The 17913-nt window shown below is 66.9% G+C and carries 11 protein-coding genes; 1 reads left to right on the plus strand and 10 read right to left on the minus strand.

Annotated elements, in window-relative coordinates; all coding sequences use genetic code 11:
* Positions 1-98 precede the first annotated feature (98 nt).
* Entirely contained in the window at positions 99-2081 is a 1983-nt protein-coding gene (locus ACIRD8_RS08065) for a PIG-L family deacetylase (protein WP_403988679.1), read from the plus strand.
* 105 nt (positions 2082-2186) lie between these two features.
* On the opposite strand, the gene tuf is transcribed toward ACIRD8_RS08065, so the two are convergent.
* The 10 genes from tuf to rplK form a co-directional block, all read right to left on the minus strand.
* The gene (tuf, locus tag ACIRD8_RS08070; RefSeq protein ID WP_099173853.1) at positions 2187-3380 is read right to left on the minus strand and encodes an elongation factor Tu; all 1194 of its coding nucleotides are present in this window, start codon (positions 3378-3380) and stop codon (positions 2187-2189) included.
* Positions 3381-3538: 158 nt separating this feature from the next.
* Positions 3539-5668 (minus strand): elongation factor G, encoded by a 2130-nt coding sequence (gene fusA, locus ACIRD8_RS08075; protein WP_403987819.1) that lies wholly within the window; start codon positions 5666-5668, stop codon positions 3539-3541.
* A gap of 38 nt (positions 5669-5706) precedes the next feature.
* Positions 5707-6177 carry a 30S ribosomal protein S7 gene (gene rpsG, locus ACIRD8_RS08080; protein WP_018101248.1) on the minus strand — a complete coding sequence of 157 codons (471 nt, stop codon included), beginning with the start codon at positions 6175-6177 and terminating at the stop codon, positions 5707-5709.
* Between the two features lie 2 nt (positions 6178-6179).
* Positions 6180-6551, minus strand: a complete 372-nt coding sequence (gene rpsL, locus ACIRD8_RS08085; RefSeq protein WP_003948652.1) for a 30S ribosomal protein S12 — start codon at positions 6549-6551, stop codon at positions 6180-6182.
* Between the two features lie 511 nt (positions 6552-7062).
* Positions 7063-10962, minus strand: a complete 3900-nt coding sequence (locus tag ACIRD8_RS08090; RefSeq protein WP_403987822.1) for a DNA-directed RNA polymerase subunit beta' — start codon at positions 10960-10962, stop codon at positions 7063-7065.
* A 129-nt stretch (positions 10963-11091) separates the two neighbouring features.
* Positions 11092-14577: a DNA-directed RNA polymerase subunit beta gene (rpoB, locus tag ACIRD8_RS08095; RefSeq protein ID WP_390026558.1), complete on the minus strand. Its 3486-nt coding sequence runs from the start codon at positions 14575-14577 to the stop codon at positions 11092-11094.
* 612 nt (positions 14578-15189) lie between these two features.
* Positions 15190-15573, minus strand: a complete 384-nt coding sequence (rplL, locus tag ACIRD8_RS08100) for a 50S ribosomal protein L7/L12 (RefSeq protein ID WP_362888588.1) — start codon at positions 15571-15573, stop codon at positions 15190-15192.
* Positions 15574-15662: 89 nt separating this feature from the next.
* The gene (rplJ, locus tag ACIRD8_RS08105; RefSeq protein ID WP_099173858.1) at positions 15663-16226 is read right to left on the minus strand and encodes a 50S ribosomal protein L10; all 564 of its coding nucleotides are present in this window, start codon (positions 16224-16226) and stop codon (positions 15663-15665) included.
* Positions 16227-16617: 391 nt separating this feature from the next.
* On the minus strand, positions 16618-17340 hold the full coding sequence (rplA, locus tag ACIRD8_RS08110) for a 50S ribosomal protein L1 (RefSeq protein ID WP_403987827.1): 723 nt from the start codon (positions 17338-17340) through the stop codon (positions 16618-16620).
* An 80-nt stretch (positions 17341-17420) separates the two neighbouring features.
* A complete protein-coding gene (gene rplK / locus ACIRD8_RS08115) occupies positions 17421-17855 on the minus strand; it encodes a 50S ribosomal protein L11 (RefSeq protein ID WP_018550660.1) in 435 nt (144 codons plus the stop codon).
* Positions 17856-17913 lie beyond the last annotated feature (58 nt).

Here is a 17913-nt window from a genome sequence, read left to right on the forward strand (position 1 = left end):
CCGCCCGTCCGCTGCGGGGGGACGCGGACGGAGTGCGTGGCGTGACGGATGGACCTGCCCTGCCCGGAAACGGTGTGCGAAGACGCGCCGTCATCACCATGGCCGCCGCGGGCGCGGCCCTCACCGCCTGCTCGGTCCCCGCGCCCCGGCGTACGGACCCCGCACCGGACCCCGCGCCCGGCCGGCCCATCAGCACCGGGCGTCGGGCGCTGCTCATGCAGATACTGGCCCACCCGGACGACGACCTGTACTTCATGAACCCCGACACCCGGCTTGCGCTCGATGCCGGGACCCCGCTGGTCTGCGTGTACCTCACGGCCGGCGAGGCCGACGGCGTCAACAAGATCCCCGGCCGCGCCCGCCCGGCGCCGGACAGGTCCGCGTACTCCTCGTCGCGCCACCAGGGGCTGCGGCAGGCGTACGCGACCCTGCTCGGCCTGGAGAAGTTCACCCCCTGGGAGATGTCCGTCGCCGAGCTCGGCGACGGACACCGGGCCGAGGTCAACACCCTGACCGCCGGTACGCGCCGGGTCGAGCTGGTCTTCCTGAACACGGCCATGCACACCGGCCGCCAACGGCTCGGGCTGCCCAGCCTCTGGCAGGACCGCCGGCTCGTGCTGCGCACCGTCGTCGCCGACGGTTCCCCGCTGCGGCGCGCCGGCTCGTACACGTACGACGGGCTGATCGACGTCCTCGCCGGGCTGCTGGAGCGCTTCCGGCCCACCGTCGTGCACACCCTGGACCCCGATCCGGACATCCAGCACAGCACCGAGGCCGTCCGGCGCGCGGACAGCGAGCAGCACGGGTACTCCGACCACGCCGACCACACCGCCGCCGCGTGCTTCGCCTGGGCGGCGATGATCCGCTGGGTCGCCAGGAGCACACGGGCCGGCGGGGAGGTACCGGGCTTCACCGCGACCTCGTTCCGCGGGTACTACAACCGTCACTGGCCGAAGAACCTGCCGCCCGGAGTGCTCGAAACGAAGGCCGCGGCCCTCGTCCCCTACGGCGGCTCGCCCGACTGGGAGTGCGGCAACCCGGCGGGGTGCGGCGACTACAACGTGGGCGGCGACCGGCCGCTGACCAACAGGAAGGGCTGGGTCCGCTCCACCCGCCACCGCTACCCGGGCCCCCGTACCGTCGTCGCCGCCGAGCCCGGCGGACGGCTCGCCGCGTACGCCGTTGCCGGGCTCCGCCTGGTCCGGTGGCGAGAGACGCACACCGCCGACGGGGTGTGGGGCCCGCCGGACGACCTCGGCGGCGGCCCGCTCGCCCCGGCCCTGGGATCGGCCACCACGGGCGACGGCCGGCTCCTCGTGTTCGGGCTGCGCTTCGCCGCGCTCGGCGGCCACGGCGCCGACAACGAGCGCGAGATCGTGCTGCTGGAGCAGAGCGCCCCGGGCCGCGGATTCCGCGCCTGGCGCGGTCTCGGCAACCCCTCGCCGGGCCGGGACGACGGCCGCCGCATCGGCGTACCCGTGGCGGTCACGGCGCCGGACGGCCGGGTCCACCTCTTCGTACGCAACGCGGAGAAGGGGCTCAGCACCCGGGTGCGGGAGCCGGACGGGAGCTGGGGCGAATGGCGGGACCTGGGCGGCGGGGAGGTCCAGGACGGCCTGAGCGCGGTGGTGGACGGCGCCGGACGGGTCCATGTGTACGCGGCGGGACACCACGCGGTGCACCACTGGACCCAGGACACACCGGCCACCGGGCTCTCCGCCCGTACGCAGATCGACGCCGGCCCCGTGCCGGGTGACGCGCCCGCCGCGCTCCCGGCGGCCGACGGCACGGTGGACCTGTTCTACCGGGGCCAGGCACGGGCCGTGACGACAGCCGTACGGGGCAGGGCAGCCGCTGACCTCCCTGGCTTCGACGGCTACGGCGAACTGGCCGCTGCCGGCCCCGCGCTGCTCGGCCGCACCGACGACGGCCTGCTCCAGCTCCGTACGGGCACGCGGCTCGCCGTACGGTCGCACGGGCCCGTCGCCCTGGACGGGGCCGTGCTCCGCCTCGGCGACGACGGGCGCCCGGTGGTGGTGGGGCTGGGGCCGGACGCTCTTCCCTGGGCGTGGCGCCCGTAACCCGTGACGGCACACAGAAGAGGGGCCCCGCCCCACCGCTCGCGCGGTGGGCCGGGGCCCCACTCGGTGCTCTGTGCGGAGCAACCAGGTCAGACGCTCAAGGACTTACTTGAGGATCTTGGTGACCTGGCCGGCGCCCACGGTCCGGCCACCCTCACGGATGGCGAACTTCAGGCCCTCTTCCATGGCGACCGGCTGGATCAGCGCGACGTCCATGAGGGTGTTGTCACCCGGCATGACCATCTCGGTGCCCTCGGGAAGGGTCACAACGCCCGTCACGTCCGTGGTACGGAAGTAGAACTGCGGGCGGTAGTTGTTGAAGAAGGGGGTGTGACGGCCACCCTCGTCCTTCGACAGGATGTAGGCCTGGGCCTGGAACTCGGTGTGCGGCGTGACCGAACCCGGCTTGATGATGACCTGGCCGCGCTCGACGTCCTCGCGCTTGATGCCACGGAGGAGCAGACCGACGTTCTCACCGGCCTGGCCCTCGTCGAGCAGCTTGCGGAACATCTCGATGCCGGTGACCGTGGTGGTGGTCTTCTCGGTCTTGATACCGACGATGTCGACGGTCTCGTTGACCTTCAGGACACCACGCTCGATGCGGCCGGTGACGACCGTACCGCGACCGGTGATCGTGAAGACGTCCTCGATCGGCATGAGGAACGGCTTCTCGACGTCACGCTCGGGCTGCGGGATGGACTCGTCGACAGCCTTCATCAGGTTGAGGACGGACTCACCCCACTCCTTGTCGCCCTCGAGCGCCTTGAGCGCCGAGACCTTGACGACCGGAACGTCGTCGCCCGGGAACTCGTACTCGGAGAGGAGCTCACGAACCTCGAGCTCGACGAGCTCCAGGATCTCCTCGTCGTCCACCATGTCGGCCTTGTTCAGCGCGACGACGATGTACGGCACGCCTACCTGGCGGGCCAGGAGCACGTGCTCCTTGGTCTGCGGCATCGGGCCGTCGGTGGCCGCGACCACGAGGATGGCGCCGTCCATCTGCGCCGCACCCGTGATCATGTTCTTGATGTAGTCGGCGTGACCCGGGCAGTCGACGTGCGCGTAGTGACGCGACTCCGTCTGGTACTCGACGTGCGCGATCGAGATCGTGATACCGCGCTGACGCTCCTCAGGAGCCTTGTCGATCTGGTCGAAGGCCGAGGCCTCGTTCAGGTCCGGGTACGCGTCGTGCAGCACCTTGGTAATGGCGGCCGTGAGGGTCGTCTTACCGTGGTCGATGTGACCGATGGTGCCGATGTTGACGTGCGGCTTAGTCCGCTCGAACTTTGCCTTCGCCACTGGGGTCCTCCTGAGTGGTTCTGTACGCCTTGCTTCATCGGCGCCAGGTGATCTTTGCTGGAATGCCGGTGCCGGGGGCATTCGCCACGCTGCTTACGCAGTGGGACGAATGCCCGACCGGGCTCCGGTGACAAGCCTAAAGCGTGAGCTCGGAAGAGTTACTCGCCCTTGGCCTTCGCGATGATCTCCTCGGCGACGTTCCGCGGAACCTCGGCGTAGGAGTCGAACTGCATCGAGTAGCTTGCGCGACCCGAGGTCTTGCTGCGGAGGTCTCCGACGTAGCCGAACATCTCCGAGAGGGGCACGAGGCCCTTCACGACGCGAGCGCCGCTGCGCTCCTCCATGGCCTGGATCTGGCCACGGCGGGAGTTGAGGTCGCCGATGACATCGCCCATGTAGTCCTCGGGCGTGGTGACCTCGACGGCCATCATCGGCTCGAGGAGCACGGGGGACGCCTTGCGGGCACCCTCCTTGAACGCCTGCGAACCGGCGATCTTGAAGGCGAGCTCCGAGGAGTCGACCTCGTGGTAACCACCGTCGAGAAGGGTGACGCGGACGCCGACCATCTCGTAGCCGGCCAGGATGCCGAACTGCATGGCTTCCTGGGCACCCGCGTCCACCGAGGGAATGTACTCACGGGGGATGCGGCCACCGGTGACCTTGTTGACGAACTCGTAGGAGGCGTCGCCACCCTCGATGGGCTCGAGGGCGATCTGCACCTTCGCGAACTGGCCGGTACCACCAGTCTGCTTCTTGTGCGTGTAGTCGATGCGCTCGACGGTCTTGCGGATCGTCTCGCGGTACGCGACCTGGGGCTTGCCGACGTTCGCCTCGACGCGGAACTCGCGCTTCATGCGGTCGACGAGCACCTCGAGGTGAAGCTCGCCCATACCACCGATGATGGTCTGGCCGGTCTCCTCGTCGGAGTGCACCTGGAAGGAGGGGTCCTCCTCCGAGAGCCGCTGGATGGCGACACCCAGCTTCTCCTGGTCACCCTTGGACTTGGGCTCGATGGCGACCTGGATGACCGGCGCCGGGAAGTCCATGGACTCCAGGATCACCGGGTTCTTGTCGTCGGACAGCGTCTCACCCGTGGTGGTCTGCTTCAGGCCCATGACGGCGACGATGTCACCGGCGCCCACCGACGCGATCTCCTCACGCTTGTTCGCGTGCATGCGGTAGATCTTGCCGATGCGCTCCTTCTTGCCCTTGACCGAGTTCAGCACCGCGGTGCCGGCCTCGAGGCGACCGGAGTAGATCCGGACGAAGGTGAGCTTGCCGAGGTGCGGGTCGCTCGCGATCTTGAACGCCAGGCCGGAGAACGGCTCGTCGTCCGAAGGCTTGCGCTTGACGACCAGCTCCGGGTCCTTGACGTCGTGGCCCTCGATGGCCTCGACGTCCAGGGGGGAAGGCAGGTAGCGGACGACCGCGTCGAGCAGGGGCTGGACGCCCTTGTTCTTGAACGCCGTGCCACAGAAGACGGGGGTCACGGTGACGGAGTCGGCCGAGCCCTTCGACGCGAGGGTGATCCGACGGATCGCCTCGTGCAGCTGCTCCTCGGTGGGCTCGACGCCCTCGAGGTACAGCTCCATCATCTGGTCGTCGTTCTCCGAGACGGCCTCAAGGAGCTTGCCGCGCCATTCCTCGGCGGCCTCCTTGTGGGTGTCCGGGATCTCGACGGTGTCGTACATCTCGCCCTTGGCGGCCTCTTCCGACCACACGAAGGCCTTCATCGACACGAGGTCGACGACGCCCTTGAAGTCGGCTTCGGCACCGATGGGGAGCTGCATGACCAGCGGAACCGCGCCCAGGCGGTCCACGATCATGTCGACGCAGCGGTGGAACTCGGCACCCGTACGGTCGAGCTTGTTGACGAAGCAGATACGCGGCACGCCATAGCGGTCCGCCTGACGCCAGACAGTCTCGGACTGGGGCTCGACGCCGGCCACACCGTCGAACACGGTGACGGCACCGTCGAGGACGCGGAGCGAACGCTCCACCTCGACGGTGAAGTCGACGTGACCGGGGGTGTCGATGATGTTGATGGTGTGGTCAACATCATTGAGCGGCCAGTGACAGGTCGTCGCGGCGGACGTGATCGTGATGCCGCGCTCCTGCTCCTGCTCCATCCAGTCCATCGTGGCAGCGCCGTCGTGGACTTCACCGATCTTGTACGAAACGCCGGTGTAGAAGAGGATCCGCTCAGTGGTGGTCGTCTTGCCCGCGTCGATGTGGGCCATGATCCCGATGTTGCGGACCTTGGCCAGGTCAAGCGAAGTGGTGGCCATAAGGCTCAATCTTCTCTCGGTCTCGATGGGGTAAGCGACTACCAGCGGTAGTGCGCGAAGGCCTTGTTGGACTCGGCCATCTTGTGGGTGTCCTCGCGCTTCTTGACGGCAGCGCCAAGACCGTTGGAGGCGTCGAGCAGCTCGTTCATGAGGCGCTCGGTCATGGTCTTCTCGCGACGCGCGCGGGAGTAACCGACGACCCAGCGGAGAGCGAGGGTGGCGGCGCGGCCGGGCTTGACCTCGATCGGCACCTGGTAGGTGGCGCCACCGACACGGCGGGACTTGACCTCGAGCGAGGGCTTGACGTTCTCAAGCGCGCGCTTCAGCGTGATGACCGGGTCAGCGCCGGTCTTCTCGCGGAGGCCTTCCATGGCGCCGTACACGATCCGCTCGGCGGTGGAACGCTTGCCGTCGAGGAGGATCTTGTTGATCAGCGAGGTGACAAGAGGAGAGCTGTAGACCGGGTCGATGATGACCGGGCGCTTCGGGGCGGGGCCCTTACGAGGCATTCTTACTTCTCCTTCTTGGCGCCGTAGCGGCTGCGGGCCTGCTTGCGGTTCTTGACACCCTGGGTGTCGAGCGAACCGCGGATGATCTTGTAACGAACACCCGGCAGGTCCTTCACACGGCCACCACGCACGAGCACGATGGAGTGCTCCTGCAGGTTGTGTCCCTCACCCGGGATGTAGGCCGTGACCTCGATACCGGAGGTCAGACGCACACGCGCGACCTTACGGAGCGCCGAGTTCGGCTTCTTCGGGGTGGTCGTGAACACACGCGTGCAGACACCACGACGCTGGGGCGAACCCTCGAGCGCGGGCGTCTTGTTCTTCTCGACCTTGTCCTGCCGGCCCTTCCGGACCAGCTGCTGGATCGTAGGCACTACTTCTCCGGTTTCTGTGTGCCGTTCGTGAAACTAACCTGGAACACCCTCCGACCCACGCGGTCGGGTGTGTCGAATACTGCAGGCCCCTGCCGAACGGCAGAAGGAACACAGATTGCGGTGGCCACTTACGGACTCGCCGTGCGGTTGAGGACACGCACCCGAGCCCAGGCACACCCCAGGCACAAGGCTTGAGCGTACCTACCTCACGGAGCTGGGTCAAAACAAATGGCGTCCACCCCGGGCCCTTCGCCCACCTGGCACGCCGCCACCGGTTACGCCGACCACTCCCGTCGGCAGCCCCACGACCGACACAGCACCGCTGACCAGCATGAACGGTTCCCGCCGGGCCCGCAACGCGGCATATGCCCCTCCGGCCGCCCTCCGTGTCCGGTCACCCCGGGTGACCGACCTCACGACGACCTCACGGCGATCTCATGACCGCCGGCACCGGGCACGCAGAAGGGCGGCCACCCCGTCGAAACGGGATGGCCGCCCTTCTCACTCACTTCTACTGGTTGTACGGACCGTAGTCGTAGTCCTCCAGCGGAACGGCCTGGCCGGAGCCCGTGCCGAACGGCGAGTAGTCGATGTCGTCGTAGCCGACGGCCGAGTACATCGCGGCCTTGGCTTCCTCGGTCGGCTCGACCCGGATGTTGCGGTAGCGGGAGAGACCCGTACCGGCCGGGATGAGCTTACCGATGATGACGTTCTCCTTGAGGCCGATCAGGGAGTCCGACTTGGCGTTGATCGCCGCGTCGGTCAGGACCCTGGTCGTCTCCTGGAAGGACGCCGCCGACAGCCACGACTCGGTGGCGAGCGATGCCTTGGTGATACCCATCAGCTGCGGACGGCCGGAGGCGGGGTGACCGCCCTCGGTGACCACACGACGGTTCTCGGTCTCGAACTTCGAGCGCTCGACGAGCTCGCCCGGCAGCAGCTCCGCGTCGCCGGACTCGATGATCGTCACACGGCGCAGCATCTGCCGGATGATGATCTCGATGTGCTTGTCGTGGATCGACACGCCCTGCGAGTTGTAGACCTTCTGGACCTCGCCGACCAGGTGGACCTGGACCGCGCGCTGACCGAGGATCCGCAGCACGTCGTGCGGGTTGGTGGCACCGACGGTGAGCTTCTGGCCCACCTCGACCGCGTCGCCCTCGCCGACCAGGAGACGGGCACGCTTGGAGATCGGGAACGCCGTCTCCTCGCTGCCGTCGTCCGGGGTGACGACGAGCTTCTTGGTCTTCTCGGTCTCCTCGATGCGGACCCGGCCCTTGGCCTCCGAGATCGGGGCGACACCCTTGGGGGTACGCGCCTCGAAGAGCTCGACGACACGGGGCAGACCCTGCGTGATGTCGTCACCGGCCACACCACCGGTGTGGAAGGTACGCATCGTCAGCTGGGTACCGGGCTCACCGATGGACTGGGCGGCGATGATGCCGACCGCCTCACCGATGTCGACCAGCTTGCCGGTGGCGAGCGAGCGTCCGTAGCAGAAGGCACAGGTGCCGACCGCGGACTCACAGGTCAGGACCGAGCGGGTCTTGACCTCCTCGACGCCGGCGCCCACCAGGGCGTCGATCAGGACGTCACCGAGGTCGACGTTGGCAGGCGCGATGACCTTGCCGTCGACGACGACGTCCTCGGCGAGCATGCGGGCGTAGACCGAGGTCTCGACGTCCTCCGTCTTGCGGAGCACGCCGTCGGCGCCCTTGACGGCGATCTTCAGCTTGAGGCCGCGGTCGGTGCCACAGTCCTCCTCGCGGATGATCACGTCCTGCGAGACGTCCACCAGACGACGGGTCAGGTAACCCGAGTCGGCGGTACGCAGGGCGGTGTCCGCCAGACCCTTACGGGCACCGTGCGTGGAGATGAAGTACTCCAGAACGGTGAGGCCCTCACGGAAGGACGCCTTGATGGGACGGGGAATCGTCTCGTTCTTGGCGTTCGACACCAGACCACGCATACCCGCGATCTGACGCATCTGCATCATGTTTCCTCGGGCACCCGAGTCGACCATCATGAAGATGGGGTTCGTCTTCGGGAAGTTCGCGTTCATCGCCTCGGCAACCTCGTTGGTCGCCTTGGTCCAGATCGCGATGAGCTCCTGCGTGCGCTCGTCCTTGGTGATGAGACCGCGCTCGTACTGCTTCTGGACCTTCTCGTCCTGCTCCTCGTAGCCCCTGACGATGGCCTTCTTGGCCTCGGGCACGACGACGTCGGAGATGGCCACGGTCACACCGGAGCGGGTGGCCCAGTGGAAACCGGCCGCCTTCAGGTTGTCGAGCGTCGCCGCCACGATGACCTTGGGGTAGCGCTCGGCCAGGTCGTTGACGATCTCGGAGAGCTGCTTCTTGCCCACCGAGTAGTCGACGAACGGGTAGTCCTCGGGCAGCAGCTCGTTGAAGAGCGCGCGCCCCAGGCTCGTCCGCAGGCGGAAGGTGTCACCCGGCTGGTACTCGGGCTCGCCCTCCTCGGCGACCGGCGGCACCCAGCCACGCGGGGGCATGGTGCCCACCGGGAAGCGGATGTCGACCTTCGCCTGGAGCGACAGCTCGCGGGCGTCGAAGGCCATGGTGGCCTCGGCAGTGGAGCCGAACGCGCGGTCCGTGCCCTTGACGTTGCGGCCCTCTTCGTCCGTGGTGAGGAAGAAGAGACCCAGCACCATGTCCTGGGTCGGCATGGTGACGGGACGACCGTCGGCCGGCTTCAGGATGTTGTTCGAGGACAGCATCAGGATGCGGGCCTCGGCCTGCGCCTCCGCGGAGAGCGGAAGGTGCACGGCCATCTGGTCACCGTCGAAGTCCGCGTTGAACGCGGTGCAGACGAGCGGGTGGATCTGGATGGCCTTGCCCTCGACCAGCTGCGGCTCGAAGGCCTGGATGCCGAGGCGGTGCAGGGTGGGCGCACGGTTCAGCAGCACCGGGTGCTCGGCGATGACCTCTTCGAGGACGTCGTACACGACGGTGCGGCCACGCTCGACCATGCGCTTGGCCGACTTGATGTTCTGCGCGTGGTTCAGGTCCACCAGGCGCTTCATCACGAACGGCTTGAAGAGCTCCAGCGCCATCGCCTTCGGCAGACCGCACTGGTGCAGCTTGAGCTGCGGACCGACGACGATCACGGAACGCGCGGAGTAGTCCACGCGCTTGCCGAGGAGGTTCTGACGGAAACGGCCCTGCTTGCCCTTCAGCATGTCGCTGAGGGACTTCAGGGGACGGTTACCGGGACCGGTGACCGGGCGACCGCGGCGGCCGTTGTCGAACAGCGCGTCGACGGCCTCCTGCAGCATCCGCTTCTCGTTGTTCACGATGATCTCGGGGGCACCGAGGTCAAGGAGACGCTTGAGGCGGTTGTTGCGGTTGATCACACGGCGGTACAGGTCGTTCAGGTCGGAGGTCGCGAAGCGGCCACCGTCCAGCTGCACCATCGGACGCAGGTCCGGCGGGATGACCGGCACGCAGTCGAGCACCATGCCCTTGGGCTTGTTGCTGGTCTGCAGGAACGCGGAGACGACCTTGAGACGCTTGAGCGCACGGGTCTTCTTCTGGCCCTTGCCGGTACGGATGATCTCGCGGAGGCGCTCGGCCTCCTCGTCGAGGTCGAAGGACTCCAGGCGCTTCTGCAGGGCGGCAGCGCCCATGCAGCCGTCGAAGTACGTGCCGAAGCGGTCACGCAGCTCGCGGTAGAGCAGCTCGTCGCCCTCGAGGTCCTGGACCTTGAGGTTCTTGAAGCGGCTCCACACCTCGTCGAGACGGTCGATCTCGCGCTGCGCACGGTCACGCAGCTGCTTCATCTCACGCTCGGCACCTTCGCGCACCTTGCGGCGTACGTCGGCCTTGGCGCCCTCGGCCTCGAGCTCGGCCAGGTCGGTCTCGAGCTTCTTGGCACGGTTCTCGAGGTCCGAGTCGCGACGGTTCTCGACCTGCTGGCGCTCGACGGAGACGTGCGCCTCCAGCGACGGGAGGTCGCGCGTGCGGCGCTCCTCGTCGACGAACGTGATCATGTACGCGGCGAAGTAGATGACCTTCTCGAGGTCCTTCGGCGCGAGGTCCAGCAGGTAGCCCAGGCGCGACGGGACGCCCTTGAAGTACCAGATGTGGGTGACGGGAGCGGCAAGCTCGATGTGGCCCATGCGCTCACGGCGCACCTTGGCACGAGTGACCTCGACGCCACAGCGCTCACAGATGATGCCCTTGAAGCGGACACGCTTGTACTTGCCGCAGTAGCACTCCCAGTCCCGGGTCGGACCGAAGATCTTCTCGCAGAAGAGTCCGTCCTTTTCGGGCTTGAGCGTGCGGTAGTTGATGGTCTCCGGCTTCTTCACTTCGCCGTGGGACCAGGTCCGGATGTCGTCCGCGGTGGCAAGGCCGATCCGCAGCTCGTCGAAGAAGTTGACGTCGAGCACTTGTCGTCAATCCCTCTTTCGGGGGTTCGAGCCCCCTCGCGTCACGCGAGAAATCGGGGCACTTCAGCAATGGTCTGAACGGGTCCGGGGAGAGCCGGCCGGATCACGAGGATCCGGCCGGACAACCCGTCAGACCTCTTCGACGCTGCTCGGCTCGCGCCGGGACAGGTCGATACCGAGCTCCTCCGCCGCGCGGAAGACGTCCTCGTCCGTGTCGCGCATCTCGATGGACATGCCGTCCGAGGACAGCACCTCCACGTTGAGGCAGAGCGACTGCATCTCCTTGATGAGCACCTTGAAGGACTCGGGGATGCCGGGCTCGGGGATGTTCTCGCCCTTGACGATCGCCTCGTAGACCTTCACGCGGCCGGTCACGTCGTCGGACTTGATCGTCAGCAGTTCCTGGAGGGCGTATGCGGCGCCGTAAGCCTCAAGGGCCCACACCTCCATCTCACCGAATCGCTGCCCACCGAACTGCGCCTTACCACCCAGCGGCTGCTGCGTGATCATGGAGTACGGGCCGGTCGAACGGGCGTGGAGCTTGTCGTCGACCAGGTGGTGCAGCTTGAGGATGTACATGTACCCGATCGAGACCGGGTCCGGGAACGGCTCGCCGGAGCGGCCGTCGAACAGGTTGGCCTTGCCCGAGGGCAGGACCAGCCGGTCGCCGTCGCGGTTCGGGATCGTGGCCTGGAAGAGGCCGGTGATCTCGTCCTCGCGCGCACCGTCGAAGACGGGGGTGGCGACGTTGGTGCCGGGGGCGACCTGGTCGGCGCCGATGGCCTGCAGGCGCTGGGCCCACTCGTCACCGAGGCCGGAGACGTCCCAGCCGCGGCTGGCGAGCCAGCCGAGGTGGATCTCCAGGACCTGTCCCGGGTTCATTCGGGACGGGACACCCAGCGGGTTGAGGATGATGTCGACCGGGGTGCCGTCCTCCAGGAACGGCATGTCCTCGATCGGGAGGATCTTCGAGATGACGCCCTTGTTGCCGTGACGGCCGGCGAGCTTGTCACCATCGGTGATCTTGCGCTTCTGCGCGACGTAGACGCGGACCAGCTGGTTCACGCCCGGCGGCAGCTCGTCGCCCTCTTCGCGGTCGAAGACGCGGACGCCGATGACCTTGCCGATCTCACCGTGCGGCACCTTCAGCGAGGTGTCGCGCACCTCGCGCGCCTTCTCGCCGAAGATCGCGCGGAGCAGACGCTCCTCCGGGGTCAGCTCGGTCTCACCCTTGGGCGTGACCTTGCCGACGAGGATGTCGCCGGCGACGACCTCGGCACCGATACGGATGATGCCGCGCTCGTCGAGGTCGGCGAGGACCTCTTCGGAGACGTTCGGGATGTCCCGGGTGATCTCCTCCGGGCCGAGCTTGGTGTCACGGGCGTCGACCTCGTGCTCCTCGATGTGGATCGAGGAGAGGACGTCGTCCTGCACGAGGCGCTGCGACAGGATGATCGCGTCCTCGTAGTTGTGACCCTCCCAGGGCATGAACGCCACGAGGAGGTTCTTGCCGAGCGCCATCTCACCGTTCTCGGTGGCGGGGCCGTCGGCGAGGACCTGGCTCTCGATGACGCGGTCGCCCTCGGAGACGACGACCTTCTGGTTGACCGAGGTGCCCTGGTTGGAGCGCGAGAACTTCGAGATGCGGTACGTGGTGTACGTGCCGTCGTCGTTCGTCACGGTGATGTAGTCCGCGGAGACCTCCTGAACCACACCCGCCTTCTCCGCCTTGAGCACGTCACCGGCGTCGGTGGCACAGCGGTACTCCATGCCCGTGCCGACCAGCGGCGCCTCGCTCTTGATGAGCGGGACGGCCTGACGCATCATGTTCGCGCCCATGAGGGCACGGTTGGCGTCGTCGTGCTCGAGGAACGGGATCATCGCGGTGGCGACCGACACCATCTGGCGCGGCGAGACGTCCATGTAGTCGACGTCGTCGCCGGGGATGTAGTCGATCTCGCCGCCACGACGGCGGACCAGCACACGGGCCTCGGTGAAGCGCATGTCGTCGGAGAGCGTCGCGTTCGCCTGGGCGATCACGAAGCGGTCCTCTTCGTCGGCCGTCAGGTAGTCGACGTCGTCGGTGACGACGCCCTCGACGACCTTGCGGTACGGCGTCTCGATGAAGCCGAACGGGTTGATACGCCCGTAGGAGGCCAGCGAGCCGATCAGACCGATGTTCGGGCCTTCGGGCGTCTCGATCGGGCACATGCGGCCGTAGTGCGACGGGTGGACGTCACGGACCTCGAAGCCGGCCCGCTCACGGGACAGACCACCCGGGCCGAGGGCGTTCAGACGACGCTTGTGCGTCAGCCCCGACAGCGGGTTGTTCTGGTCCATGAACTGGGACAGCTGGCTGGTGCCGAAGAACTCCTTGATGGAGGCGACGACCGGCCGGATGTTGATCAGGGTCTGCGGCGTGATCGCCTCGACGTCCTGGGTGGTCATGCGCTCACGCACGACACGCTCCATACGGGCGAGACCCGTACGGACCTGGTTCTGGATCAGCTCACCGACGTTACGGATACGGCGGTTGCCGAAGTGGTCGATGTCGTCGGTCTCGACCATGATCGAGCGGCCGGACTCGCCGACCGTCTCGGTCTCGCCGGCGTGCAGCTTCACCAGGTACTTGATGGTGGCGATGATGTCGTCGCTGGTGAGGACACCGGCGTCGAGCGGCTCATCGGCGCCGAGCTTCTTGTTCACCTTGTAGCGGCCGACCTTCGCGAGGTCGTAGCGCTTCGGGTTGAAGTAGAGGTTCTCGAGCAGCGTCTGAGCGGCCTCACGCGTGGGCGGCTCGCCCGGACGCAGCTTGCGGTAGATGTCGAGCAGCGCGTCGTCCTGGCCCTGGGTGTGGTCCTTCTCCAGGGTGGCGCGCATCGACTCGTACTCGCCGAACTCCTCGAGGATCTGCTCGGTGGTCCAGCCGAGAGCCTTCAGGAGGACGGTGACGGACTGCTTGCGCTTGCGGTCGATGCGGACACCGACCATGTCGCGCTTGTCGATCTCCATCTCCAGCCAGGCACCCCGGGACGGGATGATCTTGGCTGAGAAGATGTCCTTGTCGGACGTCTTGTCGATGGAGGAGTCGAAGTAGACACCCGGCGAGCGCACGAGCTGCGACACGACGACACGCTCGGTGCCGTTGATGACGAAGGTGCCCTTGTTGGTCATGAGCGGGAAGTCGCCCATGAAGACCGTCTGGGACTTGATCTCGCCGGTCTCGTTGTTGGTGAACTCGGCCGTGACGAAGAGCGGCGCGGCGAACGTGAAGTCGCGCTCCTTGCACTCGTCGATCGAGTTCTTCGGGGGCTCGAAGCGGTGGTCGCGGAAGGTGAGCGACATCGACCCGGAGAAGTCCTCGATCGGGGAGATCTCCTCGAAGATTTCCTCCAGGCCGGACTTGGTGGGGACGTCTTGTCCGCTGTCCAGAGCAGCCTCGACGCGAGCCTTCCAGGCGGCATTGCCGAGGAGCCAGTCAAAGCTCTCGGTCTGCAGCGCGAGGAGGTTCGGAACCTCGAGGGGCTCCTTGATCTTTGCAAAAGAGATGCGCAGCGGGGCGGTGCTGGCACCGTTGTTCGTATTCGAGGTCGAGGCGTTGCGCGAGGCGGCCAAGAGGGGGTCCTTCCGAGGGCTCGGACTCACTACGCGCGTACCGGCCCCAAGCCGCACACAGAGACAGGAATCCCAAGGTCAGGGAATATCCGGTCATCGGTGCTAGGCGTGGGCATGCCCCTGGTGACGGGCAGGAGGCAGCTAACAGGCAGCGCAAAGGGTCAGTGTAGCCAAGCGGCCCACTGATGTCCAGTCGGGGTTCTCAGAGACCCACGTTGCTCTCAACAGCTGTTCTCAACACCTATGAATAGCCCTCGCGCGGTGTGCGCTCTTCTTTACTGCCCTCTTCGCTCTCGATCCATGCCTCGGATGCGGATCGAGATGACGACGCGTCCTGAGAATTGCGCGCCGCGTGCGGTTCGTCAAGGCCCCGAGGGTCCCGACGGACGCCCGGCGATCTTCACCTGCGTCCGGAGGACGCCGGTTGACGCCTCGCGGGCGCCCCGGAGAAACGCACGGCGAAAGATCACCCTACTCGTCGCGCGCGGAAGATCAAGGCAGGCTCCTGGGGCACGCCAAAGGGCGACCACCCGGATGGGTGATCGCCCTTTGCGATGTGACATCCCCGCCTTGCGGCAGAGACGGTCCTGGGGAGTCAGATGACTCGCAGGGTCACTTGACCTCGACGGAAGCGCCGGCGGCCTTGAGGGACTCGGCAGCCTTCTCGGCGGCCTCCTTGGCGACCTTCTCGAGGACCGGCTTCGGGGTGCCGTCGACGAGGTCCTTGGCCTCCTTCAGGCCCAGCGAGGTCAGCTCACGCACGACCTTGATGACCTGGATCTTCTTCTCGCCGGCACCCGTGAGGATGACGTCGAACTCGTCCTGCTCGGCCTCGGCCTCGGCGGCGGGGCCACCGGCGGCGGGGCCGGCGACGGCGACGGCCGCGGCGGCGGTGACGTCGAACTTCTCCTCGAAGGCCTTAACGAACTCGGAGAGCTCGATGAGGGTGAGCTCCTCGAACTGAGCGAGCAGGTCTTCCTGGCTGAGCTTCGCCATGATGGCGTCCTTCCACTAATTCGGCAGGGGGTGCCGGATGTATATGTAGGCGGGCGTACGGGCCCGCTGCGAGCCGTGAGGGCGGAGGGTTACTCCGCCACCTCGGCCTCGGCGGGAGCCGACGTGTCGGCACCGCCCTGCTCGGCCTTCTTGGCGCGAAGCGCTTCCGCGGTGCGGACGAACTTCGACGGCAGAGCCTGGAAGAGCTGCGCAGCCTGAGTCTGCTTGCCCTTCATGGCGCCGGCCAGCTTGGCGAGCAGAACCTCGCGGGACTCGAGGTCCGCGAGCTTCTTGAACTCATCGGCGGACAGCGCCTTACCGTCAAGGACACCGCCCTTGATGATGAGGTTGGGGTTGTCCTTGGCGAAGTCACGAAGACCCTTCGCCGACTCCACCGGGTCACCGGTGACGAAGGCAACCGCCGTCGGACCCGAGAACAGGTCGTCCAGCGTGTCGATCCCGGCCTCGTTGGCCGCAATCTTGGTCAGCGTGTTCTTCACCACGGCGTACTGGGCGTTCTCACCGAGCGAACGGCGCAGCTCCTTGAGCTGTGCCACGGTGAGACCCCGGTACTCGGTCAGCACAGCGGCGTTCGAGCTGCGGAACTGGTCCGTCAGCTCGGCTACCGCGGCAGCCTTGTCGGGCCTTGCCATGAGCGTCGGCCTCCTTCCGGGTGATGAGGACCGCTCAGAAGGGGCCGGGAAAGACGAAACGCCCCGGCGCAGGCGCCAGGGCGTAGCTCGACCGAATGAATCCGGGAGCTTTCCACAGTCACCTGCGCAGGTCGCCCGTTCTCGACGGATCCTTCGGTCACCATTTCCCCTTACGAGGACACGGTGACGACCAGCGGTCTTTGGCTTCTTGGTGAGACTACGCGACCGGGGCCGTTCGGAGCAAATCCGTCCCGGTTCGACCGGTGCGAGAGGTTTAAGCGCCTCTCATCGGCCCTGTGGCCTCCACGTACGAGGACGGGCCCCGCAGTCTCCGAAGAGGCTGCGGGGCCCGTCCCATGCCGTGACGCGGCTACCGGGTGAGCACGGGGGCTCAGACGGCGGCCGGGTCCTCCTCGACGAGGAGGTTGCGCACGCGGTTGGCGTCCAGCGGGATGCCGGGGCCCATCGTCGTGCTCAGGGTCGCCTTCTTGATGAAGCGGCCCTTCGCGGCGGACGGCTTCAGACGGAGGATCTCCTCGAGCGCCGCGCCGTAGTTCTCGACCAGCTTCGTGTCATCGAAAGAGGTCTTTCCGATGATGAAGTGCAGGTTCGAGTGCTTGTCGACGCGGAACTCGATCTTTCCGCCCTTGATGTCGTTGACAGCCTTGACGACATCGGGGGTGACGGTGCCGGTCTTCGGGTTCGGCATCAGACCACGCGGACCGAGCACGCGGCCCAGGCGGCCGACCTTGCCCATGAGGTCCGGCGTGGCGACGACGGCGTCGAAGTCCAGACGGCCCTTCGCCACCTCGTCGATGAGCTCGTCGGCGCCGACGATGTCGGCGCCCGCGGCTTCCGCGGCCGCAGCACGGTCACCGGTCGCGAAGACCAGGACCCGGGCGGTCTTGCCGGTGCCGTGCGGGAGGTTCACGGTGCCACGGACCATCTGGTCGGCCTTGCGCGGGTCTACACCCAGCGCGAACGCGACCTCGACGGTGCTGTCGAACTTCGTGGAGGCGGTGTCCTTGGCGACACGGACGGCCTCGAGCGGGGCGTACTGGCGCTCCCGGTCGATCTTCGCGTCCGCAGCGCGGAGGTTCTTGCTGCGCTTCACTTCTACTCCTGTGGGTTCAGAGTGTGGAGTCGTGGTGCGGACCAGCGCTTGGTCCTACCACTGGGGGCTACGGGGCTGACTCAGCCTTCGACCGTGATGCCCATGGAACGGGCGGTGCCAGCGATGATCTTCGACGCGGCGTCGAGGTCGTTGGCGTTCAGGTCGGGGAGCTTGGTCGTGGCGATCTCGCGGACCTGGTCGGCCGTGAGCTTGGCGACCTTGGTCTTGTGCGGCTCGCCGGAGCCCTTGTCCACACCCGCGGCCTTGAGGATCAGCTTGGCGGCCGGCGGAGTCTTCGTGATGAAGGTGAAGGAGCGGTCCTCGTAGACCGTGATCTCCACCGGCACGACCATGCCACGCTGCGACTCGGTCGCGGCGTTGTAGGCCTTGCAGAACTCCATGATGTTGACGCCGTGCTGGCCCAGTGCGGGACCGACCGGCGGCGCCGGGTTGGCCGCACCGGCGTTGATCTGGAGCTTGATAAGCCCCGTGACCTTCTTCTTCTTGGGAGGCATTGCTCTCTCCGGGTCCTAGTGAGAGTGTTTCGCCGCCATTCCGGTCATCCGGATGGAG

It is taken from the genome of Streptomyces sp. NPDC102451 (genome assembly GCF_044765485.1).
Taxonomy (GTDB): Bacteria; Actinomycetota; Actinomycetes; order Streptomycetales; family Streptomycetaceae; genus Streptomyces.